Consider the following 25040-nt stretch of genomic DNA (forward strand, 5'->3'; position numbering starts at 1 on the left):
CCGTGCGGCTCTCCCTACGAGGTGTTACGAGGCGTGTGGTGCGGGCCACTTCGGCCCGTCCGGCGATTGAGGACGGACGGTTCGCCGGAGCAGGCCTGGCTCACGGAACGGTCCGGCGAGATCAAGCCCGTCCGGCGATTGAGGACAAAGCGGCCACCGGACGGGCTCGGGTCGCCCTTACGCGACCGGCGACCCGTTCCGCGAGGCGGGCACCTCGGAAACGTCCGCAGCCCCCGTCATCGCGGACACCGGCACGTCCGCCAGCCCCAACTCCCGTGCCACAGCCAGCAGCTGCTGCACCTGGGCCGGCGCGACCCCGGCCCCCGGCGCCCGCATCATCCGCATCAGCAGCGCCGACACCGTCAGGTTCTGCACGTCCCCCGTCGACACCGACCCCAGCACCCGCGTCAGATCGTCCGTGAACGACGACGTGCCGTTCAGCCACGGCCCCGCGAGCGCCTTCGCCGTGTCCGAGTTCTCGACGAACCCGTCGAAGCTCTTGCCCATCGAGATGGACGAGACGAGCCGGTCGAAGAAGACCGACTCCCCGCCGACGATGTCGATGTCGGCGTTCTCCAGCCCCGTGGCCAGCACCGTCGCCTGCGACTCGGCGACCTGCCGCTGCACATCGAGCCCGGCCAGCCGGATCTCCTTCTCCGCGGCGAGCCGCAGCCGGTACTCCTCGTGCCCGCGCGAGGCGTCGTCCAGCGCCGCCATCGCGGCGGCCTTCTCGGTGAGCCCCGCCGCCTCGGCCTTCAGCTTCTCGCCGATCATCGCCGCGTCGGCCGTCGCCTGGGCCTGCGTACCCTCCGCTGCCGCGAGCGCCTTGAGCCTGGACCCCTCCGCCTCGGCCTTGAGACGGGCGGACGTTGCCTCGGCCTCGGCGAGACCGGCCTTCTCGATGACGTCGGCCTCCGCTTCACGTACCTGAATCTCGGCGAGTCCGGGCGCCGCGGACTCCGCCTGGATGCCCTCGGCCAGCCGCAGCTTCGCCTGGGCGTCCAGGTCCGCGGTCTTCAGCCGGGCCTCGGCGAGCGTCAGCTGCTCGGCGGCCAGGTGGGTGGCCGCGGCCTCCGCGGCCTCCGCGGCCTTGATGTCCTTGACCAGCTTCTCCTGGGCCTCTGCCTCGGCGGCGATGATGACCGACCTCCGGGTGCGCTCCGACTCCTCGACGGCCCGCAGCGTCTTGATGGACTCCTCCTGCTCGGCGACCGTACGGTCCACGGCGATCCGCTCCCGGATCACATCGGCGACCTCGCGGCGCTCGGCCTCGACCTCCTTCGTCGCGGCGATCCGGTTGAGTTCGGTCTGCCGCTCGCGCCCGATGACCTCGATCAGCCGGTCCTTCTCGATGCGCTCGTTCTCCACGGCGATGACCCGCTCACGGTTCTTCTGCGCGACGGCGATCTCCCGGGCCTGGTTCTCGCGCTGGATGCCGAGCTGCTCCTCGGTACGGATGAACGCGGCCTGCGCGCCGAGCCGTTCCTCCTCCTGGACCCGGGCGGTCGCGGCCTCCTCACGGGCCCGCAGCGTCTCGACCTCGCGGCGCTGCTTGATCTCGGCCTCGGCCTGCCGGCGCTCCAGCTCCAGAATGGTCTCCCGGGCGTCGACGTTCTGCCGGGTGATCTCCTTCTGCTCGGTGCGCTGGTACTCGTTGGTGCGCACGTGCTCGATCGCGGTCAGCTCGGTGATCTTGCGAATGCCCTGTGCGTCGAGGATGTTGGCGCCGTCGAGCTGCGTCATGGGCGTCTGCTCAAGGAAGTCGATCGCCGCGTCGTCGAGGTGGTAGCCGTTCAGGTCCGTGCCGATGACCCGGATGATCCGGTCCCGGAACTCCTCGCGCTTGGTGTACAGATCGACGAAGTCCAGCTGCTTGCCGACGGTCTTGAGCGCCTCGGCGAACTTCGCGGCGAAGAACTCCTGGATCGCCACCTTGTCGCTGGCCCGCTCCGTACCGATGGACTGGGCGACCTTGATGACGTCCTCGACGGTCTTGTTGACCCGGACGAAGAAGGTGATGTGGATGTCGGCGCGGATGTTGTCCTGGCAGATCAGCCCCTCGCGGCCGGTGCGGCGGATCTCGATGGTCTTCACCGAGATGTCCATGTACTCGGCCTTGTGCAGCACCGGCAGGACGACGGCCCCGGTGAAGGTGACATCGACCTTCTTGGTCTTGGAGATGATCAGTGCCTTGCCCTGTTCCACCTTGCGGAAGAGCCGGCTGATGACGAGGAGCAGAGCGACGGCGATGAGCAGAACGACGGCTACGAGCACACCGAAGCCCAGGGTGATGGCATCCATGGCAGTCCTTGGCAGCTGATGAAAGGAAGGTGAAGAGGCAGGTGGGTCCGCCCGGACGGTTGCGGCGCGGTGACAGGCGGGCAGGCGGGCAGGTCAGCCGGAGCGAGGTGGCTCCGGATCCAGCGCCCTGTCGTACGGCGAGACCCAGAAGAACTCGCCCTCGTCGTCGTACGCGTACAGAAGCCCGGCACTGCCCGAGGTGAGCGCGGCAAGTTCCGTTCCGTCCACGCCGCCCACGCCGCCCACGCCGCCCACGCCGTCCACGGCATTCGCCGGGCCGAGCAGCCTGACCTGGACGATCGCGGTGGAACCGTCGACCGCCGCCACCTCGGCCTGGCCGAAGTCGGAGCTGACGGAGCCGGTACGGACCGTGCAGATCCGGCCGAGAAAGTCCTGCCGCGACGGAGGTGGCTCCTCCGGGAAGCGCCGGCGCACCAGACGCACCAGCACGCGCATCACGGCCCAGGCGATCAGCAGTGCCCCGGCGAGCACGGCGCAGGCGAGGCCGGCGCGGGTGAGGCCGGTGACACCGCTGCGGTGCAGCAGGACCGTACCGGTCAGGCTCGTGAACCAGCCGACGACGACCATCACGGACACGGTGACGGTGACCGGCACTCCGCCGACCCCGGCCATGCCGGTGCCGAGGTCCCCGTCGAAGGAATGGTGGTCGGCCGCACCGACCAGTACGAGGAGCCAGAAGCAGACGACCACGGCCAGCGCGGCGCCGAACAGGACGGCCGGAAAGGCGGTTCCCGCGTTCAGGAACTCCTGCATCGGTCCACCCCCTGTCTGTTCATGCGGGCGATCTTCGTGCGGGGTCCGTTCGTGGGGGCGATCCGGTGGCGGGTGGCTCCGGTGTTGCGGCACCGCGCGTCGCGGTGCCGCAACAGCCGGTCTCCCCCGTACCCCCGTATCTCCCGATTTCCCCCGTGTGGTGCTGACGAAATGATGTCACTCGACGCCGCGCATCGCACTGCCGGAATCCGGCAATCTTCGTGGGCTCTTGATGCCGGGCACCGGCACCTGCTCATATGCGTTGAGCGGGTGTCAATGTCGCGTCAGGACTTGAGGAGTGCGCGTGCCGGAACCGGAAGTTCCCGACGAGTATCTGGAGGGCTATGCCCGCATCCTGGCCGATGTCGCCGCCACCGGCCGCCGGTTGACCCGGGACGAGCTGGACGCGCGCCGGCTGCTGGGCCGGGGGGCCGCCGAGGCGGGATTCCAGTTGCGCGCCCTGGTCGGCCTCCATCTCACGGCGACCCGTACCGCCTGGCCGAGCACCGCCTCCGCCGATGCCACGTCCACCGACCGCGTGCTGGCCGCGGTCGAGCAGGCCGTCGACGCCTTCGCCGAGGGCTTCGAGCGGGCCCAGCGGCTCACCGTGCGGCGCGAGGAGGCGGCGCGGCGGGAGTTCATCGACGATCTGCTGTACGGGCGCAGCGACCTGGGCCGGCTCGCCGAGCGGGCCACCCGGTTCGGGCTGCGGCTCTCGCGCGCCCACGCGGTCGCGGTGGCGACGGGCCCGGAGGCGTACACGGAGACGGACTCCGTGCCGCGCACGGTCGAGGCGGCGCTGCTCGCGCGATTCGGTGGCCGGAAGATCCTGATCACGACGAAGGACGGGCGGCTGGTCTGCATCGCCCCCGGCAGCCAGCCCGATGTCCTGCGGTATTTCGCCAAGCAGTCGCACGCGGCGACGGACGGCGGCCGGGTCGCGGTCGGCCGCCCTCACCATGGCCCCGGGGGCGTGGTCCACTCCTACGACGAGGCACTCGAAGCGCTCGATTTCGGGGAACGGATGGATCTGGACGAGCCGGTGCTGTACGCCGCCGACCTGCTGGTCTATCCGGTACTGACCCGGGACCGGCAGGCGATGGCCGATCTGGTGCGCAGTCAGCTCGGCCCGCTCCAGCGGGCCCGCGGCGGTGCCGGTCCGCTCCTGGAAACGCTCACGGTCTACTTCGACGCGGGCTGTGTGGCCGCGGAGACGGCGCGCCGGCTTTCGCTGAGCGTGCGGGCGCTGACCTACCGGCTGGAGCGGATCCATCAGCTGACCGGCGCCGATCCGTCCGACCCGATGCACCGCTACACACTGCAGACGGCGGTCATCGGCGCCCGGCTGCTGGACTGGCCGGCCAAGGAGGTGTGACCCGGCAGGCGGGATTCAGAAGAGCGGGGAGCCCGGAAGAAAGTGGCCGGAGGTGCGCATCGGGGGAGTAGCGCACCTCCGGCCTGCCGGGCGCGGACCGGTGGTCAGTCGGTCCGGGGTCGTCCGGCGGTATGGGGGCGGGACGGGACGGACAGGGATCGGCCGACCCGCCCGGCAGGGGAAAGACCTACAGGTCGAACTCGTGCGGCGGGAGGTCGAGCGCGAAGCACGCCTCCCGCACGACGGCCTGCTCCGACTTGTCGAAGTCGCCGTCGGCGCCGCCGATCACGATGCCGATCTGGATGACGGCACGAGCCTCGGCGGGCTTCTTCTTCGCCTTGCCGATCTCCTGGAGCACGCTGACCTTGCCGAAGGCGAAGTCGGCGGTGAGCTTGTTCACGTAGTCGTTGAAGCGGCGCTGCAGATCGTCCGCCGGGAAGTTCTGCAGGACCTCGTTGGAGGCGATCAGCGAGGCGACGCGCTGGCGTTCGGACGGGTCGATGGAACCGTCGGCGGCGGCGACCAGGGCGCACATGGCCATGCTCGCGTCGCGGAACGCCCCGCTCTTGAGGTCGTTCTTCTTCGCTTCCAGCTGCGACTGCATCGACGAAGCGGATTCCTTGATCCGATCCCACAGTGCCATGTCGTCGTCTCCATACGTTGCGTTGCGTTGTGTTGCCGGAATGAGAACCAACTCTACAGACGTGTAGAAGTTAGCAGGACGGGTGCCCGCTGTGTCCCGGAACAGCGGTAAGTAGGATGCTGCGACGCCGCGGCTGACGCGGCATCGCAGAAGGGCGGATCAGATGGACTCGGCCAGGCCCGGCCACCCACCGGACAACGAGCCGCCCCACGAAGAAGTGCCCGACCCGGCACACACCGACCCGGCACACACCGACCCGGCACGCACCGACCGCGTGGCCGCGGACACCCGGCGGCTCCGCAGGCGCGGGCAGGGCGAACTGGAGGCCCAGGTCCTCGCCGTACTGCACTCGGCGAACGGCCCCGCGACCGCCGGCTGGGTGCAGGAACACCTCGACGGCGACCTCGCGTACACCACCGTCATCACGATCCTCTCCCGCCTCTACGCGAAGAACGCCGTGACCCGGTCCCGCGAGGGCCGCTCCTACACCTGGACGTCCGCCTCCGACGAGGCCGGTCTCGCGGCCCTGCGGATGCGGCGCGTACTGGACGGCGAACGGGACCGGGACGCCGTGCTCGCCCACTTCATCTCGGCCCTCTCCCCCGGCGACGAGGAACGGCTGCGCGCGCTCCTGGCGCGGGCGGCGGCACCGGACGACCCCGGTGGACCGACCGGCCCGGGCGGCCTGCGCGATCCGTCCGATCCGGGCAACTCCCCCGACCCGGAAGGCCGATAGCGGTCCGATGGGTGTCTTCGTCTGTCTGCCGCTCGTGCTCCCGCTGACCGCGCTGCCGGTCGCGCGCCTCGCCGAACAGCATCTGCACCCGCGCAGCGCGACCCTGCTGCTCACCGTCGTCGGCACGCTCCTCGCCCTGTGCAGCACGCTGTGCCTGGCCCTGCTGATGGTGGTCGGCACGGCCCAGCTCCCGGGCAATCCGCTGCCGGACAGCTGGTCGGACCCGGAGGTACGGGAAGCGGTGCCGTACGAGGTGAAGGCGGGCATCGTCGCGATCGGGGCGCTGGCGGCGGTGCTCGGGGCGTGCGGGTGGACGGTGTACCGCCATGTGCGACTGCGCGTCCGGGCCGGCCGCGCCCTGTCCGCCGCCCCCTCCGTCGCCGCGGGCGACGTCGCCGTGCTCCCGGACCCGGAGCCGTACGCCTACGCGCTGCCCGGAAATCCGGGCCGGGTCGTCGTCTCGACCGCGATGACCGAGTGTCTGGACGCCCGTGAGCGCGGGGCCCTGATCGCCCACGAGCGGGCCCATCTGGCCGCCCGTCACCACCGCTACCTGCTGGCCGTCCAACTCGCGGCGCGCGCCAACCCGTTCCTTCTGCCGTTGCGTACCGCGGTGGCGTTCAGCACCGAACGGTGGGCGGACGAGGAGGCCGCGCGGGCGGTCGGCGACCGGCGGGTGGTGGCCGTCGCGGTCGGCAAGGCGGCGCTCTTCTCGCACCGGGCGCCGGACGCCTCGGTCGGCTTCGCGGCCTTCGCCGCCTCCGCTCCTGCCCCGGTGTCCGCTTCCGCTTCGGCGGCGGGCCCCGTACCGCGCCGGGTGGCGGCGCTGCTCGCCCCCGTTCCGCCGGCGCGGCTGTGGCCCCCGTCGTCCGCGCACGCCGCCCTGGCGGCACTCGTCGCGACGGCGGGCACGACGGGCTCGGCGCTGTCGTCGCTCAACGCGACGGTGACGCTGGTGCAGATCCTGCACGCGGCGACCCCGCTGTGAGCCGTACGAAACAGCCGGGCGCCGCCGCGGTTCGGCTCAGTCGGCCGAGGAGGCGAACTCCTCCTGCGCGGCGTGCACTGGACGGCCCGCGGGAACGCTGTCGCCCTCCGTACCGCTGTCTCCCTTACCGCCGCCTCCCGCACCGCTGCCGCCGTTTTGGCCCCGCCACGCCTGGATCCTGGCCGCGACCGGCTGGGTCCAGCGGGCGGTGAGCGGTCCGACGATGACGAGGATGAGGACGTACGCGGTGGCGATGGGCCCGATCCGCGGCTCGGTCGCCACGGCCAGACCGGCGATGACGATGGAGAACTCACCGCGGGCGACGAGCGTTCCACCGGCCCGCCACCGCCCGCGCGAACCGATCCCGGCCCGCCGGGCCGCGTACCATCCGGTGCCGATCTTGGTGAGGACGGTGACGACGGCCAGCAGCGCCGCCGGGAGCAGCACCGGCGGAATCGCGGACGGATCGGTGGAGAGTCCGAAGAACACGAAGAAGACGGCGGCGAACAGATCCCGCAGCGGCGTCAGCAGCTTGCGCGCCCCCTCGGCGACCTCGCCCGAGAGCGCGATCCCGACCAGGAACGCCCCGACGGCCGCCGAGACCTGCAACTCCTGTGCCACACCGGCCACCAGCACGGTCAGCCCGAGCACCACCAGGAGCAGCATCTCCGGATTGTCGGAGGACACGGCCCGGCTGATCAGCCGCCCGTGCCGCAGTGCCAGATAGAGCACGAACCCGACGGTGCCGAGCGCGACCAACAGCGCGACGCTGCCCCCGGCGAATCCCACGCCCGCGAGCATCGCGGTGAGCAACGGCAGGTACACGGCCATCGACAGGTCCTCGATGACCAGCACACCGAGGATGACGGGCGTCTCCCGGTTTCCCAGCCGCCCCAGGTCGGTGAGCACCTTCGCGATGACCCCGGACGACGAGACCCAGGTGACCCCGGCCAGAGCGACGGCTCCCACGGGCCCCCACCCGAGCAGCAGCGCGGCCACCGCCCCCGGAGTCGCGTTGAGCACGAAGTCCACGGCGCCGGAGGGGTACTGGGTCTTGAGACTGGTCACCAGCTCCGATGCGCTGTACTCCAGACCGAGCAGGAGCAGCAGCAGAATGACGCCGATCTCGGCGCCCACGGCGGTGAATTCCTCACTGGCGCCGAGCGGCAGGAGCCCGCCGTCCCCGAAGGCGAGCCCCGCCAGCAGATAGAGCGGAATCGGCGAAAGACCTATCCGCCCGGCGAACCGCCCGATGATGCCCAGTCCCAGAATGACGGAGCCGAGCTCCACCAGCAGTGCGGTCGTGTCGTGCACGGTCAGCCCTCCGCAATGATCTCGGAGAGCGCGTCGACGCCCTCCCTCGTACCGACGACGACGAGCGTGTCCCCGATGGCCAGCCGGAAGTCCGGCCCGGGTGACGGATGCGCGCTGTGAGTCCGCAGCACGGCCACGATCGAGGCCCCCGTCCGCGTCCGCGCCTTCGTGTCACCGAGCAGCCGCCCGCCGTACGGGGAGCGCGTCCCGAGCGGTACGTGCTCGGTGACGAGATCGATGCCCTCGGTCCGTACGGCGTCGATGGGCGCCGCGTCGATGAGGTGTGCGAGGCCGGTGGCTTCCTGTGGTGTCAGCGGTACCGACAGGCAGCACGAATCGGGATCGTCCTGGTCGTAGAAGCCGATGAAGCGCCGCCCGTCGTGGTGGACGACGACGGAGATGCGCTGTCCCGACTCGGTCGTGTAGTCGTACTGCACACCGACGCCGGGCAGTATGGTGCGGTGGGTTCCCATGGCTTCCTCCCGAGTGTTGCGGCGACGCGGCGACGCACTTGGTGATCTCTTTAGCTACGCATTACTTTATCCGGAGGGTTCCACCGGTCCCGGTGCACAGGCGTGGAGCGGGGCCCACGACTACACTCGCCCGGGCCGGACACCGGTCGGGGCCGGTGTCCGGGCGACCGCAGCAACCGGCGGAAGGGCCGAGAATGTCGCGCAGCCGAGAGTTCAAGTTCCGGGCGGTCACGGCGTTCCAGCGCCATGTCGCCAACCCGCTCACCAGACGGCTGCCTTCCCAGACCCTCCTGGAGACGACGGGCCGCACGTCGGGCCTGCCGCGCCGCACCCCGGTCGGTGGCCGGCGCGTGGGCCGGGCGTTCTGGCTGGTCTCGGAGTACGGCGAGAAGTCGCAATACGTCCGCAACATCCTGGCCGACCCCCGGGTCCGGGTCAGGATCAAGGGCCGGTGGCACCGGGGCACCGCCCACCTGCTCCCCGAGGACGACGCGCACGCCCGGCTCAAGGTGCTCCCGCGTTACAACAGCGCGGCGGTGCGGGCCCTGGGAACGAACCTGCTGACGGTACGGGTGGATCTGGCGGAGTGACGCCGGGGCGGCGACCGCCACGGAGCGGCGACCGCCACGAGCCGGGACATACACGTGCCCCGGACATGCGCGTGGCCGTGACGTACGCGTACCCGGACATGCGCGTACCCGGGACTTGCCCGGACATGCGCGTGCCCGGCCGGTGCGGTGCCGGCCGGGCACGAGCGGGGTGTCGGCCGGATCAGTCGGTGATCTCGATCTTCCCGTCGGGAGACGCGGCGGGAGACGCGGCCGCACCGTTCGCCGTGTCCCTGGCCTGAGCGGGCAGACCGGCCGACGTCGCGGCCGCGGCACCACCCTTGAGGTTCTTCAGCAGGGCCGCCAGGTCGACTCCCGTGGTGGAGCTGAGGAGTTCCATGCCCTGGGCGACGTTGTCCGTGACCGTACGCGCCACCTGGCTCGCGCCGTCCGTGGAGATGACGGTCATCTTGTCGATGGCGCTCAGCGGCTCGGCCGCCTTGGCGACGACCTGCGGCAGCACCTCGACCAGCATCTGGAGCACGGCCGCGTCGCCGTACTGCGCGAACGCGTCCGCCTTCTTCTGCATGGCCTCGGCCTCGGCCGCACCCTTGGCCGCGATGGCCGCGGCCTCCGCCTCGCCCTCGATGCGCACGGCGTCGGCGAGCGCCGAACGGTGCAGCTTCTCGCCCTGACCGGTCAGCCGGGAGCGCTCGGCGTCCGCCTCGGCCTCCTTGACCTGGGCGATCCGGCGGGCCTCGGCCTCCTGCTCGGCCTGGTAGCGGGCGGCGTCGGCGGGCTTGCGGACCTTGGTGTCGAGTTCGCGGTCGGTCAGCGCGGCCTGGCGCTGGGCGACCTTCTCCTGCTCCTCCAGGACTTCCTGCTGGCGGGCCGCCTCGGCGAGCGGGCCCGCCGCGTTGGCCTTGGCCGCGGCGGCTTCCGTCTCGGCCTTGATCTCGGCCTGCTTGAGGTAGAAGGTCCGCTCGGCGATGGCGATCTCCTCGGCCGCCTTGAGCCGGGCCTGCTCGGAGGCGCGCTTGGCGATCGCCTCGGCGATGTCCGCCTCCTGCTTGGCGCGGGCGGCCTCGGGGCGGCCGAGGTCTTCGAGGTAGGAGCCCTCGGTGGTGATGTCCTGGATCTGGAAGGCGTCCAGGATCAGGCCCTGCCCGGAGAGGCTGGCCTCCGCCTCCTCCGCGACCTGCCCGGCGAACGCGGCACGGTCACGGATGATGTCCTCGACCGACATCCGGCCGACGATGGCGCGCAGCGCGCCGGAGAGCACTTCCTGGGTGAAGCCGACGATGCCGTCCTGCTGCTGGAGGAAGCGCTGGGCGGCGGCCCGGATCGCTTCCTCGTTGCCGCCGACCTTGACGATCGCGACGCCTTCGAGGTGGGACTTCACCCCACGCAGGGTGACGGCTCCGCGGACGGCCACCGGGATGTGCCGGCTGGACAGGTCGAGGGTGAACTTCTGCTGGACGAACGGGACGACGAAGACTCCGCCGCCGACGACGACCTTCTGGCCGCTGTTGTCGATGCTGGTGCGGCCCGTCACCGGGTCGGTCGACTTCTTGCCGCGGCGTCCCGTGATGATGAACGCCTCGCTGGGCCCGGCGACCTTGTAGCGGGTGATGACGACGAGGGCGAGCAGTACCAGGAGTACGACGACTCCGACGACTGCGGTCACGACTGGGCTCATAAGGGTGTCCCCCCTGCCTCCCTGTGGGGACGGCAGCTTGTTTTCGGGCGGTGTATCGGCCGGCGGTGATCAGCGCTCGACGGGGCGGACCGCGACCGAGGTGGTCGACAGCGTGGCCTCCACCCAGATCTCGGTGCCGCGTTCGACCGGCACCGGGCTCTTCGCCGCCAGCTTCACGGTCTGGCCCGCGAGACGCAGCAGGACCTCTCCGTAGCCGTCGGCCGGGATCGCGGTGACGACCGACCCGGACGTGCCGACGAGATCGTCGCCGCGCGGGGTGGTGCTGGTCTGGTCCCGCATCAGGGCCCGGCTGAACTTCCAGGTCAGCCAGGCCGCGACGATCCCGGCGAGCACTCCGGCGGCCGTAGCGGCGACCGTACCGACGCCGGTGGTGCCGAGCACGATCGCGCCGCCGAAGCCGAGCATCGAGAGGAATCCCGCGATGACGGGAAGAGAGAGGAGGCCGTCGAAGAGGCCGTCCAGTACGCCTCCGAAGAGACCTTCGAGGATGCCGTCGAAGATCAGGGACAGGACGAGCAGGACGATTCCCGCAATGCCGAGACCGAGAAACAAGGTCACGCGATCACCCTCCCCGATCCACGAATTCCGTCGAACTGGCTGGATGATCCCATATACACCCGGCAACGGATACTGCTGGGTTACGGCAATCTTTTACGCGCTCTTGGTGCCGAGATGACCACCCGGACCCACCTGTCCACAACCTGTTGTCCACAACCTGTGGACAAATTCCCCAGCCCGACCCTCGGAGCGGGTGCCGTTCGTGGTGCAGGGGCCGGAGAACGGGAGCACCCTGGTAGGGAGGTGATCGTCATGATGCACACAACAGTCGGGTGGCATGTGGAGTTGGAATTCAAGGAGGACACTCAGCGCACCCGTGCGGCCGCACTGGTACGGCTTCCGGACGGGGCCGAGGTGCGCGCCCACGGATATGCGAGCCGTCACCCTTCCGACAAGCAGCAGGCGAGGGTCGGCGAGGAGATCGCGGGAGCCAGAGCACTCAATGAGCTGGCGATGAAGATGCTGACGAAGGCGCACGACGAGATCGACGAGGCGTCCGGCCGGACGTCGCGCCCGCTTACCTGAGCCGGAATCGCGGAGCCCTCGGCGTTCACCCGCCCGGGCCCTGTGGCAGCGCACGGGCCGGGGGCGCGCCAGGGAGGCGGCCCCGGACCCGGCCTGCGGATGAGGACGTGGCGGGAGGGGTGGCTGCGGAGGCGTGGCCGGGGTGGGCGGCCGACGATGGAAGGCCGGGCGGCGGGAGGTCCGCGCCCCCGCCCCAGGAGGTTGATGTGCCGGCCGATGCGTACGCCCACGGCGTCGTGCCGTTCGACGCCGCGACCCTGGCGGCCCTGGTCGGTGACTCCATGGCCGGGGTGGGCGTGCTCGACACGGAGCTGCGCTATGTGTACGTCAACCCGGCCCTCGAACGGATCAACGGCGTCCCGGCGGCCGCACACCTCGGCCGCACCGTCGCCGAGGTCCATCCCGGGATCGACGCGCGCGAGGAGATGATGCGGGCCGTGCTCGCCGACGGGAAGCCCCGCGAGATCACGTCCAGCGGGTACTCCGCCACTGCGGGGGACAAGGTTCGGCGGTACTGGCACGGGGCGTTCCACCGGCTGGAGGTCGACGGGCGGATCGTGGGCCTGGCCGGGATCGTGCTGGAGGTCATGACCTCGGACCAGGGGCGGCGCGAACTGGAACAGGCCCGGCGGCACATGACCATGCTCGAAGTCTCGGCCGCCCGGATCGGCACCACGCTCGACATGGACACCACCTGTGCCGAACTCGTCGGCCTCGTCGTGCCCGGGCTGGCCGACCTCGCCACGATCGAGGTGTTCCCGCCCGACGTCGCGGCCCCGGTGCGCCCCGCACCGCCGGGCGTGCTGCGGCTGCGCAGGGCGGCGCTGACGGCGGTGGCCCGGCTGCACGCCCAGCTGCCGGGGTTCGGGTTGACCGGTGAGTACGTCGACTACCAGGAGGGCGCGGCCGTGGCACGCTGCCTGGCGACCAATCAGCCGGTCGTGGAGAACCACACGAGCGACGAGGATCTCAGGCGCTCCGCCCCGGCCCCCGAACGGGTCGCCGCCTACCGTGCCCTGGGGATGCATTCGGCGGTCATCGTGCCCGTCGCCGTACGCGGCCGTCCGCTCGGCGTCCTCGGCCTGATCCGGGCGGGGGACTCGCCGCCCTTCACGGACGAGGACGTGGTGGTCGCCCGCGAGCTCGCGAGCCGGGCCGCCGTCGATCTCGACCACGCCCGCCGCTACGGCCACGAGCACACCATCGCCCTGGAGCTGCAGCGCTCCCTGCTGTCCGAGCCGCGCCCGCCGCACCCGCACATCGAGATCGCCACCCGCTATCTGCCGGCCGACCGGAGCGTGATGGTCGGCGGCGACTGGTTCGACGTCATCCCGCTGCGGGACGGGCGGCATCTGAAGGCGATGGGCGACGTGATGGGCCACGGGGTGGAGGCGGCGGTCGCCATGAGCCACTACCGCTCGCTGCTGCGGATGTTCGCCGACGACGACCTGCCCCCGCACCGCATCCTGGAACAGCTGGACCGGATGGTCGAGAAGTCCGGCCTCGACCGGGCGGCGACCTGCCTGCTGGTCGTCGTCGACCGGTTCGGCGGGGCCTGCGAGGTGGCGAGCGCCGGACATCTGCCGCCGGTACTCATCGCCCCGGGGACGGTGGGAACCAGGGTGTGCACCGAGGTACCGGTGGGCCCGCCGCTCGGCACCGGGGTCGGCGGGTACCGGACGGTGCGGCTGAGGTTCGGGCCGGGCACGGTGCTGTTCCTGTACACCGACGGCCTGGTGGAGCGGCGCGGCGAGGACATCGACGTCTCGGTCGGCCGGCTCAGGGAACTGACCCTGCCCGTGAGCGGCAGCCTGGAGGACCTGCTCGACGAGGTCCTCGAACGGTTCGGACCGGGTGCGGAGGACGACATAGCGGTACTCGCCTCACGCACCCGGCCCCGTACCACCGGCACCACCGGCTGATCCGGGCCGCCGCCGGAGGGGCGACGCGTCAGCGCCGGGACCGGACGCCCGTGCCCGGATCACACGAGGAGGAACGCGCCCGCCGTCGCGGCCCCCAGCGACGCACCGGCGACCGTCTGCGCCACCGAGTGGTACCCGAGCGCGACCCGCGACCAGCACACGGCGGCCGTCATCGCGTACGCGAGCAGCCACCACGGCGAGTGGACCGCGGCGGACAGCGCGACGACGGCGGAGGCGACCGCGGCGTCCACCGAGATCTTCCAGACCGTGTTGACGGCCAGCAGGATCACGGTCATCGCCCACAGGGCGAGCATCGCCACGAGGATGCCGACGGGGGCGTTACCCAGGACCATCACCAGCGAACCGGCGCCGATGGAACCGAGGATGACGAAGAAGATCGGGGCCCGCTTGGTGCGGTCGACGACATGCCGGTCGCCCCAGGTGCCGCGCCCGCGCTCCCATTCGATGTACCCGGCGGGGACGAGCCCGGCACACAGGGCGCCGAGGAAGCCCCAGAGGAGACCGGTCCAGTGGCCGGCGGCGGCCAGGCCGATGCCGACCATGCCGACCAGCAGGACGTTGCGGGGCTGGAACATGTCGGTGACGGTGCGCGCGGCGCCGCTGCGCGGCGACACGGGGGCGTCGGCGCTCTCGGCGGTGCAGGCGGTGTCAGTGGTGCAGGCGCTCTCGGCGGTGCGGGCGGTGTCGGCGGTGGTCATGCGGTCTCCTCCAGGGAGGGCGTGGGGGTCGTCCCGGTGGCGTCGGCGGACCCCGCGTGGTCCAGCACGCACCGCGCCCGGTCCTCCGTGACCGTCCGGTACGCGGCGGCCACCCGTACCAGCCAGGCCACCTCGCCGTCCTGGTCGGTGGCGTGCTGGGTGCCGACCCTGGCGGCGGTCGTGGCGGGCGCTCCGGCGTTCCGGGCCAGCAGCGCCGCCTTGATCCAGTACGCGTCGGCGAGCGGTCCGGCCTTCTCACGGTCGGGGGTGCCCTGCGCGGCGGCGGCCTCGGCGGCCGGGAGCAGCGTGTCGGGGACGTAGTGGCGCAGCTTCTCGACGGCGTCGGCGATGTCCGCGGCCCAGCGGTCGACGCGCAGGTCCGCGGGGGTGTCGAAGCGGGTCAGTTCGCGGGCCAGCGAGGCCGGGGGGTCGAAGGGCTGGTCGGGGAAGGCCGTCATCAGCTCGTACCAGAGGCCGTGCAGTTTGACCTGGGCCCGCCACAGCTTCGCCCGGCGCTGCCCCTTGCTGAGGGCGGGGATGGAGGCACCCACCGCGAAGAAGGCGAACAGCACCACCTGCGCGGCCTCGGTGATCTCGTCGAACCGGAGGGCGAAGGACTCGCTCGGGGTGTCGGCGACGCCGACCCACAGGAACAGGGTCCGGCTGACGGTGTATCCGACCCCGATGAACATGGCGAAGGTCATCATCCCGAGGCCCACGCGCAGATGACGCGTCCCGGCACCGGCGGTGGCCAGCGCCCACTGGTACGCGCAGACGGCCGACGCGGCGCCCAGGTAGAGATAGAACACGCTCATGTACAGCGTGGCGCCCCACTGTCCCGCGTGGTCGGCGAGGAAGCGGTCCGAGGGCACGGACCGGTCGACGACGGTGAAGAACAGCACCGTCAGCAGGATCAGCGTGGCGATCGACGCCTTGGCCGCGACCTGCTGGACGGCGCGTGCGAACCGTACGTGCCGCGGGACGGTTCCGGCGTCGGGGTACTGGCCGTAGATCGCGACGATGTAGCTGAGGATCGCCAGGATCGCGATCGTCGCCGTGTAGTGCTTGATCAGGACGGCGAGGTCGGTGACGGCGCTGTCGTTGAGCGTGATGCGCACGGCCCGGGTCTTGGTCCACAGGGCGGCGGCGAAGCCCGCGTAGCAGCCCCACAGGGCCCGGCGGCGCTTGTCTTCTTCGTCGCCCCACAGAGCGGCCGGCATGCGCCAGAGAGCGACGGCCGTCATCAGGGCCGCTATGAGATAGCCGGCGAGGTCGAGCGGAGTCACGGCGGAATCCTCGGGGTGCGAGTGAGGGGGAGGTGCGGTGTCAGGTACGGCGGAACAGGCCGCGGCGGCGGGTGGCGACGGGGCGGGAGAGGGAGTTGGCCAGCCGCCCCACCATGTCGTCGCTCGTGACGTCCCTGGCCATCCGGGGAATGAGCGACGCGCCGAACTCCGCCATGCGTTCGTCGTGGGTGTCGTACTGCGCGCGGGCCTGTACGGTGCTGTCCCCCGCCACGATCGCGTCGGCGATCGAGGCGGCCTCCGGCGGCGGGCCGGTGCCGGTGGGCCGCGGCGGGGGGTCGGCTCCGAGGACCCGGCTGATCAGCGAGGTGTCGAAGACCGGCAGCAGCCGCCGGAGCTGTTCCGGGTCGAGCGAGGTGCCGTGGTCGAACCATTCGTGGCACAGCTCGTGCAGGATGACGTGCTGGGTCTGGTACGCGGTCGGCCGGCGCCGGTAGAGCACGAAGCTGGTCCCGCCGGTCTTCAGCCGCAGACCGCAGGCGGCGTTGACGCGCGCCAGCCGGTCGGGCATCTCGTGCAGCACGATGGTGCGGCCACGGGCCGCCTCCATGTTCACCACCAGTGCGTCGATGGAGAAGGGTGCGGGGATGGGCAGGTCGGCCAGCCCGGCCTCGCACTCCTTCCGTAGTTCGCGCAGGGACATGGAGACCTACTTCTCCGGCTCGCCATGCGCGGTGTCGCCGCCCGCGCCCTGCCGGCCTCTGGCATCCTCCAGCAGGGAGAGCGCCAACTGCAGCAGCTCCGGCGGGATTCCGTCCTCGTCGAGGCCGCGCCCGGCCACTCCGCTGATCTCCCCCGTACGCCGCATGGCGAGGAACTGCAGACCGGCGACGACGTCGTCGACGACCTCGGACTCCTCCTTGAAGAACCGCCAGTCGACGCCGAAGCCCAGACCGAGTGCCTTGAGGATGTCCTCGGACGGCTGGGTGACCTTTCCGGCCAGGATGTTGGAGAAGTAGCTGTGCGAGAGGGAACCGCCGCGCTCCTTGACCAGATCGGCGAAGAACCGCCCCGAGATCTTCTGACCGGGGAACGTCTCCTCCACCATGTACTCGACCTTCTGCTGCAACGTCCGCAGCTCCGGCGTGCGTTCCTCGCCGCTGCCCATCCGGCCCCCCACGTATCCGTCCCTGTCCGGCCGGTGCCGCACGGTCTCCGATTCCGTCAACGGGGTCGTACTGTAACGAACGCCGCCGCGGTGTTACCGGCGCGGGAGGCGGAATCGGGGGCGCATCAGGAGGCGGCGCGAGAGGCCGTACGAGAGTGGGCTTGCGTAAACACTCTACGTCACTGTTAACTCGAAAAAACATGGACAGGGGACCACGAGGGGAGTCCCCTGCCCGCGAAGTGGGCCTGAATAAAAGGGACATGCTTCATATATGGGTGTAGCCCTTCACGACGGGGGATGCGTGAAGGGCTACTCGCTCATTATGACCGCTGGTCAGGTCGGCATCAACTGACCGCGCGGTCAGCGTGGAACGACGGGCTGAAGAAATCCGGAAGTTCCGGGCGTGCGCAGCGCGTTCGGCGATCCGCACGGCCCCGGGCCGCCGACCGTGCGCCCCCGGTTCGGCTCAGCCCTCTCTCCCTCTCTCCCTCTCTCCCTTTCTTCCTCTCCCCTTCCCTATTCTCCCCTCCCTCTCTTCCGCTACCGGCCGCCCGCGGCCCGCAGCACCGCCCCCGTCACGTAGGACGCCTCGCTCGACAGCAGCCACGCGATGGCGGCCGCGATCTCCGGGGCCGCTCCCGCGCGGCGGAGCGGGATGCCGGACGCGGCGGCGGTCGCGCGGCCGGGGTCGCCCGCGGTGGCGTGCATGTCGGTGTCGATCATTCCGGGGGCGACCGCGTTGACCCGGATGCCGTCGGGCCCCAACTCCTTGGAGAGCCCGATCGTCAGGGCGTCCACCGCCGCCTTCGTGGCGGCGTAGTGGACGAAGTCCCCCGGGCTGCCGAGGGTGGCGGCGGCCGAGGAGACATTGACGATCGCGCCGGAGCCGGTGGCCGTCATGTCCTGCGCGGCCCGGCGGCAGCACAGCAGACAGCCGAGGAGATTCACGTCGAGGACCCGGCGCAGCGTCTCGGTGGACGTGTCGACGAGCCGGCCGAGCGGGCCCGTCACCCCCGCGTTGTTGACCAGCCCGGTCACGGGGCCGAGCTGTGCGGCCGCGGTGTCGAAGAGCCGTTCCACATCGGCCTCCACGGCGGTGTCCACCCGCACCGTGACGCAGCGCGCCCCCGCGGCCCGCACCGCCGCCGCGGTCCGCTCGGCCGCCTCGGCGTCGTGCACGAAGCCCAGGGCGAGGTCATGCCCTTCGGACGCCAGCCGGACACAGGTGGCGGCACCGATGCCGCGACTGCCGCCGGTGACGACCGTGACGGGACGCGATGACGCGGGAACGGCGTTGCCGACTGCCATGGGAGGAACCTCTCGCTCTCGGGGCGGGTGTGCACGTCGCATCGTACGGAGAACGCCTGCCGTTGGAGTGGCGCCCGGCGGGCCGGCGGCGCGGTGTGCGACAGGGCGGCGCCCCGCTGCCTAGGGTCGGCGGCTGACGGACCGATGCCGGCGTGGAACGGGTTGAATCGCCCGGGACCGGTGGCGGTTCCTCCCCAACGGCGTTCCCCTGCCACCGCCTCGCATCGCGGTGGCAGGGGACGCCGACCGACTTCCCCGCAGGGTCTGTCACCCGGACGGCCCACGCGGCGCGCCGTCCCCCGGCGCGGTCGACCGGGTCCGTGCGTGGACATGTCGGGAGGTGGCCGTGCCGGCCGGGGTGAACGGGCGGAAACATCGCACCATCGGCGGGCCGGAGGCGTGGCTCGTCCGGGGGCTGTGCACGGCGTTCGTGGTGTGGCTGTTCGCCGGCGGTGTCGGACCCGGGCCCGGACGGGCCCGGTTCGAGGCGCCCCCTGCCGCGCCCTCACCGCACTGACGGATACAGGAGGAAAAGTGTGACGAGAGGGCCGGGCGGCGGATGCTAGGCTCGCGCGATCCTGCGCGGAGAGCGACGCAAAAGCACCTCAAGCGGACATGGGGGATGGCCGTGGAGAAGACCTCACCGAAGACCGTGGTGGTCGTGCCCACATACAACGAGCGGACCAACCTGCCCGTTCTCGTGGACCTCCTGATGGATCTCGGCCTGCCCGGCCTGCACATTCTCGTGGTGGACGACAACTCGCCGGACGGTACGGGCGAGGTCGCGGACGAGCTCGCGGCCCGCACCGCCGGGGTGGTCGGCGTGCTGCACCGCAAGGAGAAGGACGGGCTGGGGCGCGCGTACGTGGCGGGGATGACGCGTGCGCTCGCCGAGGGCGCGGACGTGGTGGTCCAGATGGACGCCGACCTCTCCCACCCGGCGTCCAGGCTCCCGGTCATGATCGAGACGCTGTTCGCCGAGGACGCCGCCGTGGTGATCGGTTCCCGCTACGTCGCGGGCGGCTCCCTCGCCACGGAGTGGCCCTGGCACCGCAAGGCACTCTCCGCCTGGGCCAATTTCTATGTGAACGCGATCCTGCGGCTGGGAGTGAAGGACGCCACCGCGGGTTTCAATGCCTGGCGGGCGTCGACACTGAAGGCGATCGATGTGTCCTCGGTCCGCAGCAACGGCTATTCCTTCCAGGTGGAGATGAACTACCGCACGGTCGGACGTCACTTGAGGATCGTCGAGGTGCCGATCCGGTTCGAGGAGCGGGTCGAGGGCGAGTCGAAGCTCGGCCTGGGCGTGCAGATCGAGTCCGCCATCGCCCCGTGGAAGCTGCTCTTCGGCAGGAACAGCCACTGATTCAAGGGGAGTTGCCCCGGGGGCTAAGCGCACCGGGTACCGGCATGCCTCCCGGATGGGCCGCGGCGTCGGCTCAACAAGGCTTGCGGCATGACGACTTACCGTAGATCTGTCACGTTCCTCGCCCTGTCCGTCACCACTGCCGCCACCGCCCTCACCGGGGCCGTGACCCCGCCGGCCCACGCCGCCGAGGGGGTGGCCGGGGGGCGCAGCCCGAGCGGACTGTCCCCGCGCCCCTGCCCCCCTGCCCCCTACTTCCCGCCCCCGGCAGGGGCCCGCAGTGCTGCCGCGACGAGGCCACCCCGGAAACCCGAGCGCCACGGGACCCGGGACGGCCGTCGCTGATGCCGCCCGGTGCCGCTCGTCCCCGTCCCCGTTCCTCAGTCGGTGCCGGGCGTCACATGCCCGCGCTGCCTGGCCTGTGCCAGCAGGGAGATGACCTCCGCGTCGGAGGTCTGCCCGAAGTCCCGGTACCACTCGCCGACGGCGTAGAACAGGCGCGGCATCGACAGACACACCACGTCGTCCGCGCAGCCCCGCAGCCGGACGACCGCGTCCGGCGGCGCCACCGGTACGGCCGCCACGACGCGTGCCGGGTGCTGTGCCCGTACCACCCGGCAGGCGGCCTCGGCCGTGGCACCGGTCGCGATGCCGTCGTCCACGACGATCACGGTCCGGCCCTCGACCGGTGTGCGCGGCCTGCCCGCGCGGTACGCCTGCGCGCGCCGTGCGAGTTCCGCCGCCTCGACGCGTTCGATCGCCGCGAGATCCTGCTTCCCGACCCGGATATGGCTGACGACGTCCTCGTTGAGGACGCGTACGCCGCCCTCGCCGATGGCCCCGAAGGCCACCTCCTCGTGGTGCGGCACACCGAGCTTGCGGACCACGATCACATCGAGTTCGGCACCGAGTGCCTGCGCCACCTGGAAGGCCACCGGGACTCCGCCGCGGGGCAGGCCCAGCACGACGGGCCTCTCCCGCTCCAGCTCCCGGAGCGCCTCGGCCAGCTGCTGTCCCGCGTCCGTACGGTCGGCGAACAGCACGGCGGTTCACCCCCAACCAAGGGAGAAAGGGACGGCACGGGTACGTGCACGGGTGCGTGGACGTCCCATTCGCTTCCCTTCTTCGAAACAACCCCAAGTGCGGCGGGCGCGCAACTCGGGCAGGGTCGGTTGCATGAAAGGAATCGGAGCGGTCCTGATCGACATCGACGGTGTCCTCACGGTGTCCTGGAAGCCGCTGCCCGGCACCGTGGCGGCCATGGAGCGGCTGCGCGAGGCGGGGCTGCCGCTGGCACTGGTCACCAACACCACCTCCCGCACCCGCGCCTCGATCGCCGGGAAACTGGCCGGCGGGGGGTTCCCCGTCACGGCCGACGACATCCTCACCGCCCCCGCCGTCACCGCCGCCCACCTGCGGGAGCACCACCCCGGCGCCCGCTGCCTGCTGATCAACACGGGCGACATCCGGGACGACCTGACGGGCGTGGCACTCGTCGACGAGGACGAATCCGGTCCGGCTCCCGGCCCCGAGCCGGACGTCGTCGTCCTCGGCGGGGCCGGGGACGCCTTCACCTACGCGGCGCTCAACCGCGCCTTCCACCATGTCCGGCGCGGCGCCCGGCTCGTCGCCATGCACCGCAACATGTACTGGCGCACGGCCACCGGCCTCGACCTCGACACCGGGGCCTTCCTCCTGGGACTGGAGCGGGCCGCCCGCGTCGAGGCGGAGATCACCGGCAAACCCGCCGGGTCGTTCTTCGCCGCGGCCCTGGCCCACCTCGGCACCACCCCGGCCCGGACCCTGATGATCGGCGACGACATCGAGTCCGACGTCCTGGCGGCCCAGCGCGCCGGGCTCACCGGCGTACTCGTCAGGACCGGCAAGTACCTCCCCGAGACGCACCGGGCGGCCACCGGCACCCCGGACCACGTGATCGACTCCTTCGCCGATCTGCCGGCCCTGCTGAAGCCGCTGGGGGCGTGACGGCCGGGGCGGCGCCCGCCCCCTCAGGCGCCCCGCACCCCACCCGTCACGCGTCCCGCAGCCGGAACACCGCCACCCCCGCCAGCAGCGCCGCTCCCGCCCAGGCCGTGAGGACGCCGAGGCCCGGCCAGGGGGCGATCGGCAGGGTGTCCAGGTTCCGGGTGGCCTGGACCGCCAGGCCCGCTGACGAGGGGGCGAGCTCCTGCAGGCGCTCCCGCCAGGTCTCGTCGGCGACCATCAGCGCCACCACGGGAAAGGCGTACAGCAGGCCGAGCACGGCCGTGATCGCGCCGGCCGTGTCCCGTACAACTGTCGCCGCCCCCAGGGAGAGCAGGGCGATCAGGCCCAGGTAGAGCACCGAGCCCGCGGCGGCACGCAGGGTCGGGAGCTCGGTGAGGGAGAGTGCGGCCGTGCCGAAGCCGTTGCCGGGGAGAAGGAGACGGCCGACCAGCAGTGAGCCGAGGACCGCGAGCGTGCCCGCCGCCACGGCGGCCCCGGTGACGACGGTCGCTTTCGCGGCGAGAACCCGGACGCGGCCGGGCACCGCCGCCAGCGTGACGCGGATGGTGCCCGTGCCGTACTCACTGCTCATCGCCAGCACCGCGAGAACGGCTACCGCCGCCTGGCCGAGCCAGACACCGGTCAGGCATAGCTTGACGGTGTCCTCGTGGCACTCGGCCGGGGACGGGCACTGGCCGGTCGAGACGGAGCCGGTGGCCGCAGCGCCGAGCGCCACCGTGAGTGCGGCGACGGCGAACAGCAGCCACCACGTGCTGGGCACGGTACGGAGCTTCGTCCACTCCGCGTGCAGGGCGCCCCTCATACGTCCCGCCCGCGCAGCCGCCACATGGCGAGGCCCAGGGCGACAGCCGCGTACGCGCACAGCACCGCGAGTCCGGTCCACGGGCCCTGCGGGTAGCAACTGTTCTCGGGCAGGCAGACGGTGCTCACGAAGTCGTATCGCGGTGTCGTCTGCTGCACGGCGAACCCGGCGAGCGGCGTCACCTTCATCACCCAGTGCGCCGTGTCGACGGGCAGCCCGGCGAGCAGGACCATCGGCAGTACGAACACCACCACGATCAGTGTCACCGCGGCGGCCGTGTTCCGCAGCAAGGCGCCCACGGCCAGCGCCAGCACGGCGACGGCGGCCAGCAGCAGGGCGGTGCCGAGGACGGCACGCAGCACCGGGCCGTCGGTGAGCGCCGCTTCGGGGTACGCCCCGGGGTTGGGTCTGTTGTTACGCAGCGCCGGTTCGGCGAGCAGGAAGGAGACCACGGCGGCGAGCAGCCCGGTCAGGAAGGCGATTCCGGCGAGTACGAGGGCCTTGGCGGCGAGCATCCGGGCCCGGCGAGGACTCGCCGTCAGCGTCGTACGGATCATGCCGCGCCGGTATTCGGCGGTGATGAACAGCACCCCCAGCGCGGCCAGCGGGATCAGCCCGGTCTGGGCCCCGCTCAGGGACCGTTGGGTGAGGTCGGTGTCCGGGGTGAGGGGGCCGATCTCGCCGGAGCCGGTCAGGGTCCAGGTGCCGGATGTCTGCTCCGAGCGGTCCGGACTCCCGGCGGCCCTGGTGGGATCGGCACCGACCCGGTCCTGGCGCCAGGTGCCGGTTCCTCGGTTGCCGTCGTCGGGCGTACCGCGGCCACCGTCGACCGTGATCCGGTCGAAGGAAGCGGTGACCTCGGACGGGCCGCCGCCGACGGAAGTGGAGCCGAAGTGCCGCTGCACGGTGACGAGTTCGGGGGTAGCGACGAAGAGGCCCGCCTGGACGGTCTTCGGCAGCCCGGCCGGGGTGGCCCTGCCGACCTCGGTCCACTTCTTGCCGTCGGCCGACTCGGACGCGGTGAGTACGTTGCCGGAGCGGGTGAGCCGCAGCCAGCGCGGTTCGGTGCCGGAGGCGCTACTGCCTGCCGTGTCGTGGGTGAAGTCCGACTGGAGCCGGACGCCGTGCGCCGGTGTGCGCATGACGGCCGCGTACGGAGATCCCGGCTCGGTACTCGCCTTGAGGATGACCCCGGCCTTGGCCCAGGGCGCGATGCGCCCTTCGCGGCCGGTGAGCGGTGACACCCTGGCCGTGATGCTGCCGTCGCCGGTCAGCCGCTGGTGGACGAAGGTGAAACTGTCGGTGACGGGGGTGCCGTCCGGGCCCTTCGGCGGTGGCGGCGGACTGCCGTTGACATCGAAGCTGCCGCTGAGGGCGGAGAGCAACGAGACGAAGACGGTGATCACGACGGCGGCGAGCAGCGTGAAGCTCCACCGGCGCACGCTGCGGGCCTTGGTCCACTCGGAGCGCAGAAGCTGCGGGAATCCGTCGTGTGCGGGCGGTAGTTGGGAGCGGTAAGGGGTGACGGTGGGGGCGGTCATGGGGTCAACTCCTCGCCGTCGCGACTGGTCGCGGCCGGGAACTCATCCGTGGCCCGAAACCCTTCCGTAGCCCAGAACCCCGCCATGGCCCGGAACTCCGCAGCGTCGCGGGTCAGTTCCATGTACGCCTCCTCCAGCGTCGCCCGGTCGGAGCCGACTTCGGAGAACGGCACCCCGGCCGCGCCGAGCAGCGCGGTGATCCGTTCCGCGGGCAGGCCGGTGACGGTCAGCGAGTCGGGTCCGTTGGCGGAGACGGTCCCGCCCTCCCGGGCCAGGAGCGCCATGGCGTCCGTACGCGCGGAGGTGCGCAGCGCGACCCGGTCGCCGGAGGCGGCTGCGAGGAGTCCGGCCACGGAGGTGTCAGCGATGAGCCGACCGCGGCCGATGACCAGCAGATGGTCGGCGGAGTCCTGGAGCTCGCTCATCAGATGGCTGGAGACCAGCACCGCACGGCCCTCGCGGGCCAGCGCCCGCAGCAAGCCGCGGATCCACCGGATGCCCTCCGGGTCGAGCCCGTTGACCGGTTCGTCGAGCAGCAGCACCGGCGGGTCGCCGAGCAGCGCCGCCGCGATCCCCAGCCGCTGCCGCATGCCCAGCGAGTAGGTGCCCGCCCGCCGCCGCGCCGCCGACGCGAGACCGACCTGTTCCAGCACCTCGTCCACCCGCCGGCCCGGCAGTCCGTGCGTGTGCGCCAGCCACAGCAGATGGTCGCGGCCGCGTCGGCTCGGGTGCACGGCCGCCGCGTCGAGCAGGGCCCCGACCTCGGTGAGCGGCCGACGCAGCGACGCGTAGGGCCGCCCGCCGATCAGGGCGTTGCCCGCGTCGGGCGCGTCCAGGCCGAGGAGCATGCGCATGGTGGTGGACTTGCCCGCGCCGTTGGGGCCGACGAAACCGGTGACCTGGCCGGGGCGCACGGTGAAGGACAGGTCGTCGACGGCGACGGTCTGCCCGAACTGTTTGCGCAGTCCCCGGACTTCGATGGTTGCTGCCACGGTTGTTCCCATGGTG

Annotated in this window: 23 protein-coding genes and 1 pseudogene; 8 read left to right on the plus strand and 16 right to left on the minus strand. The window is 71.6% G+C overall.

Going from position 1 to position 25040, the window contains the following annotated elements; translation table 11 throughout:
• Positions 1-177: 177 nt before the first annotated feature.
• On the minus strand, positions 178-2301 hold the full coding sequence (locus tag OH735_RS17765) for a flotillin family protein (RefSeq protein ID WP_406382510.1): 2124 nt from the start codon (positions 2299-2301) through the stop codon (positions 178-180).
• Between the two features lie 93 nt (positions 2302-2394).
• Entirely contained in the window at positions 2395-3075 is a 681-nt protein-coding gene (locus OH735_RS17770; RefSeq protein ID WP_406382511.1) for a hypothetical protein, read from the minus strand.
• Between the two features lie 304 nt (positions 3076-3379).
• Here OH735_RS17770 and OH735_RS17775 point away from each other — a divergent pair, with 304 nt between their 5' ends.
• Positions 3380-4450, plus strand: coding sequence for a PucR family transcriptional regulator (locus tag OH735_RS17775; RefSeq protein WP_406382513.1), 1071 nt, complete (start codon positions 3380-3382; stop codon positions 4448-4450).
• Between the two features lie 187 nt (positions 4451-4637).
• Here OH735_RS17775 and OH735_RS17780 read toward each other — a convergent pair whose 3' ends face one another.
• On the minus strand, positions 4638-5093 hold the full coding sequence (locus OH735_RS17780; protein ID WP_093899464.1) for a tellurite resistance TerB family protein: 456 nt from the start codon (positions 5091-5093) through the stop codon (positions 4638-4640).
• Between the two features lie 274 nt (positions 5094-5367).
• Between OH735_RS17780 and OH735_RS17785 the strand changes: the two genes are divergently transcribed.
• Positions 5368-5829 carry a BlaI/MecI/CopY family transcriptional regulator gene (locus OH735_RS17785; RefSeq protein WP_406386617.1) on the plus strand — a complete coding sequence of 154 codons (462 nt, stop codon included), beginning with the start codon at positions 5368-5370 and terminating at the stop codon, positions 5827-5829.
• Positions 5830-5836: 7 nt separating this feature from the next.
• Complete coding sequence (locus OH735_RS17790) at positions 5837-6817, plus strand: M56 family metallopeptidase (RefSeq protein WP_406382514.1); 981 nt, start codon at positions 5837-5839, stop codon at positions 6815-6817.
• Between the two features lie 36 nt (positions 6818-6853).
• Here the strand turns inward: OH735_RS17790 and OH735_RS17795 are convergent, their stop codons facing one another.
• Together OH735_RS17795 and OH735_RS17800 are read right to left on the minus strand one after the other, a co-directional pair.
• Positions 6854-8131, minus strand: a complete 1278-nt coding sequence (locus tag OH735_RS17795; protein WP_406382515.1) for a cation:proton antiporter — start codon at positions 8129-8131, stop codon at positions 6854-6856.
• A gap of 2 nt (positions 8132-8133) precedes the next feature.
• The gene (locus OH735_RS17800) at positions 8134-8604 is read right to left on the minus strand and encodes a cation:proton antiporter regulatory subunit (RefSeq protein ID WP_406382516.1); all 471 of its coding nucleotides are present in this window, start codon (positions 8602-8604) and stop codon (positions 8134-8136) included.
• A gap of 194 nt (positions 8605-8798) precedes the next feature.
• On the opposite strand from OH735_RS17800, the gene OH735_RS17805 reads away from it, so the two are divergent.
• Positions 8799-9194 carry a nitroreductase/quinone reductase family protein gene (locus OH735_RS17805; RefSeq protein WP_406382517.1) on the plus strand — a complete coding sequence of 132 codons (396 nt, stop codon included), beginning with the start codon at positions 8799-8801 and terminating at the stop codon, positions 9192-9194.
• Positions 9195-9375: 181 nt separating this feature from the next.
• On the opposite strand, the gene OH735_RS17810 is transcribed toward OH735_RS17805, so the two are convergent.
• Together OH735_RS17810 and OH735_RS17815 are read right to left on the minus strand one after the other, a co-directional pair.
• The gene (locus OH735_RS17810; protein ID WP_406382518.1) at positions 9376-10851 is read right to left on the minus strand and encodes a flotillin family protein; all 1476 of its coding nucleotides are present in this window, start codon (positions 10849-10851) and stop codon (positions 9376-9378) included.
• A 69-nt stretch (positions 10852-10920) separates the two neighbouring features.
• Positions 10921-11430 carry a hypothetical protein gene (locus tag OH735_RS17815; RefSeq protein ID WP_406382519.1) on the minus strand — a complete coding sequence of 170 codons (510 nt, stop codon included), beginning with the start codon at positions 11428-11430 and terminating at the stop codon, positions 10921-10923.
• Positions 11431-11682: 252 nt separating this feature from the next.
• Between OH735_RS17815 and OH735_RS17820 the strand changes: the two genes are divergently transcribed.
• Complete coding sequence (locus tag OH735_RS17820; RefSeq protein ID WP_406382520.1) at positions 11683-11955, plus strand: DUF1876 domain-containing protein; 273 nt, start codon at positions 11683-11685, stop codon at positions 11953-11955.
• A gap of 206 nt (positions 11956-12161) precedes the next feature.
• Entirely contained in the window at positions 12162-13877 is a 1716-nt protein-coding gene (locus tag OH735_RS17825) for a SpoIIE family protein phosphatase (protein WP_406382521.1), read from the plus strand.
• Between the two features lie 59 nt (positions 13878-13936).
• Here the strand turns inward: OH735_RS17825 and OH735_RS17830 are convergent, their stop codons facing one another.
• From OH735_RS17830 to OH735_RS17850, 5 genes are all read right to left on the minus strand, one after another.
• Positions 13937-14473 (minus strand): hypothetical protein, encoded by a 537-nt coding sequence (locus OH735_RS17830; protein WP_406386618.1) that lies wholly within the window; start codon positions 14471-14473, stop codon positions 13937-13939.
• Positions 14474-14592: 119 nt separating this feature from the next.
• The gene (locus OH735_RS17835; protein ID WP_406382522.1) at positions 14593-15882 is read right to left on the minus strand and encodes an MAB_1171c family putative transporter; all 1290 of its coding nucleotides are present in this window, start codon (positions 15880-15882) and stop codon (positions 14593-14595) included.
• A gap of 40 nt (positions 15883-15922) precedes the next feature.
• On the minus strand, positions 15923-16543 hold the full coding sequence (locus OH735_RS17840) for a toxin (protein ID WP_406382523.1): 621 nt from the start codon (positions 16541-16543) through the stop codon (positions 15923-15925).
• A gap of 6 nt (positions 16544-16549) precedes the next feature.
• Positions 16550-17008: a hypothetical protein gene (locus tag OH735_RS17845; RefSeq protein ID WP_406386619.1), complete on the minus strand. Its 459-nt coding sequence runs from the start codon at positions 17006-17008 to the stop codon at positions 16550-16552.
• 540 nt (positions 17009-17548) lie between these two features.
• Positions 17549-18316, minus strand: coding sequence for an SDR family oxidoreductase (locus OH735_RS17850; RefSeq protein ID WP_406382524.1), 768 nt, complete (start codon positions 18314-18316; stop codon positions 17549-17551).
• Positions 18317-18938: 622 nt separating this feature from the next.
• Here OH735_RS17850 and OH735_RS17855 point away from each other — a divergent pair.
• The gene (locus OH735_RS17855; RefSeq protein ID WP_406382525.1) at positions 18939-19682 is read left to right on the plus strand and encodes a polyprenol monophosphomannose synthase; all 744 of its coding nucleotides are present in this window, start codon (positions 18939-18941) and stop codon (positions 19680-19682) included.
• Between the two features lie 416 nt (positions 19683-20098).
• Here the strand turns inward: OH735_RS17855 and OH735_RS17860 are convergent.
• Positions 20099-20725 (minus strand): annotated as a pseudogene (locus tag OH735_RS17860) (phosphoribosyltransferase); the annotation flags it as partial.
• 133 nt (positions 20726-20858) lie between these two features.
• On the opposite strand from OH735_RS17860, the gene OH735_RS17865 reads away from it, so the two are divergent.
• A complete protein-coding gene (locus OH735_RS17865; protein WP_406382526.1) occupies positions 20859-21668 on the plus strand; it encodes an HAD-IIA family hydrolase in 810 nt (269 codons plus the stop codon).
• Between the two features lie 46 nt (positions 21669-21714).
• Here OH735_RS17865 and OH735_RS17870 read toward each other — a convergent pair whose 3' ends face one another.
• The 3 genes from OH735_RS17870 to OH735_RS17880 are packed head-to-tail and all read right to left on the minus strand — an operon-like array spanning position 21715 to position 25036.
• Entirely contained in the window at positions 21715-22491 is a 777-nt protein-coding gene (locus OH735_RS17870; RefSeq protein WP_406382527.1) for an ABC transporter permease, read from the minus strand.
• Positions 22488-24032, minus strand: coding sequence for an ABC transporter permease (locus OH735_RS17875; RefSeq protein WP_406382528.1), 1545 nt, complete (start codon positions 24030-24032; stop codon positions 22488-22490). The genes OH735_RS17870 and OH735_RS17875 overlap by 4 nt, the downstream gene beginning before the upstream one ends.
• A complete protein-coding gene (locus OH735_RS17880; protein WP_406382529.1) occupies positions 24029-25036 on the minus strand; it encodes an ABC transporter ATP-binding protein in 1008 nt (335 codons plus the stop codon). Before OH735_RS17880 ends, OH735_RS17875 begins: the two co-directional genes overlap by 4 nt.
• Between the last annotated feature and the right edge of the window lie 4 nt (positions 25037-25040).

Origin of the sequence: Streptomyces sp. NBC_01618 (assembly GCF_045209435.1) — a bacterium.
Classification (GTDB): Bacteria; Actinomycetota; Actinomycetes; order Streptomycetales; family Streptomycetaceae; genus Streptomyces.

What these genes read in the sequence shown, in the direction of transcription:
- OH735_RS17765 (WP_406382510.1), bottom strand. Translation starts at nt 2,301, where the DNA reads ATGGATGCCATCACCCTGGGCTTCGGTGTGCTCGTAGCCGTCGTTCTG.
- OH735_RS17770 (WP_406382511.1), bottom strand. Translation starts at nt 3,075, where the DNA reads ATGCAGGAGTTCCTGAACGCGGGAACCGCCTTTCCGGCCGTCCTGTTC.
- OH735_RS17780 (WP_093899464.1), bottom strand. Translation starts at nt 5,093, where the DNA reads ATGGCACTGTGGGATCGGATCAAGGAATCCGCTTCGTCGATGCAGTCG.
- OH735_RS17790 (WP_406382514.1), top strand. Translation starts at nt 5,837, where the DNA reads ATGGGTGTCTTCGTCTGTCTGCCGCTCGTGCTCCCGCTGACCGCGCTG.
- OH735_RS17800 (WP_406382516.1), bottom strand. Translation starts at nt 8,604, where the DNA reads ATGGGAACCCACCGCACCATACTGCCCGGCGTCGGTGTGCAGTACGAC.
- OH735_RS17805 (WP_406382517.1), top strand. Translation starts at nt 8,799, where the DNA reads ATGTCGCGCAGCCGAGAGTTCAAGTTCCGGGCGGTCACGGCGTTCCAG.
- OH735_RS17810 (WP_406382518.1), bottom strand. Translation starts at nt 10,851, where the DNA reads ATGAGCCCAGTCGTGACCGCAGTCGTCGGAGTCGTCGTACTCCTGGTA.
- OH735_RS17820 (WP_406382520.1), top strand. Translation starts at nt 11,683, where the DNA reads ATGATGCACACAACAGTCGGGTGGCATGTGGAGTTGGAATTCAAGGAG.
- OH735_RS17830 (WP_406386618.1), bottom strand. Translation starts at nt 14,473, where the DNA reads ATGTTCCAGCCCCGCAACGTCCTGCTGGTCGGCATGGTCGGCATCGGC.
- OH735_RS17840 (WP_406382523.1), bottom strand. Translation starts at nt 16,543, where the DNA reads ATGTCCCTGCGCGAACTACGGAAGGAGTGCGAGGCCGGGCTGGCCGAC.
- OH735_RS17845 (WP_406386619.1), bottom strand. Translation starts at nt 17,008, where the DNA reads ATGGGCAGCGGCGAGGAACGCACGCCGGAGCTGCGGACGTTGCAGCAG.
- OH735_RS17850 (WP_406382524.1), bottom strand. Translation starts at nt 18,316, where the DNA reads ATGGCAGTCGGCAACGCCGTTCCCGCGTCATCGCGTCCCGTCACGGTC.
- OH735_RS17855 (WP_406382525.1), top strand. Translation starts at nt 18,939, where the DNA reads ATGGCCGTGGAGAAGACCTCACCGAAGACCGTGGTGGTCGTGCCCACA.
- OH735_RS17865 (WP_406382526.1), top strand. Translation starts at nt 20,859, where the DNA reads ATGAAAGGAATCGGAGCGGTCCTGATCGACATCGACGGTGTCCTCACG.
- OH735_RS17870 (WP_406382527.1), bottom strand. Translation starts at nt 22,491, where the DNA reads ATGAGGGGCGCCCTGCACGCGGAGTGGACGAAGCTCCGTACCGTGCCC.
- OH735_RS17875 (WP_406382528.1), bottom strand. Translation starts at nt 24,032, where the DNA reads ATGACCGCCCCCACCGTCACCCCTTACCGCTCCCAACTACCGCCCGCA.
- OH735_RS17880 (WP_406382529.1), bottom strand. Translation starts at nt 25,036, where the DNA reads ATGGGAACAACCGTGGCAGCAACCATCGAAGTCCGGGGACTGCGCAAA.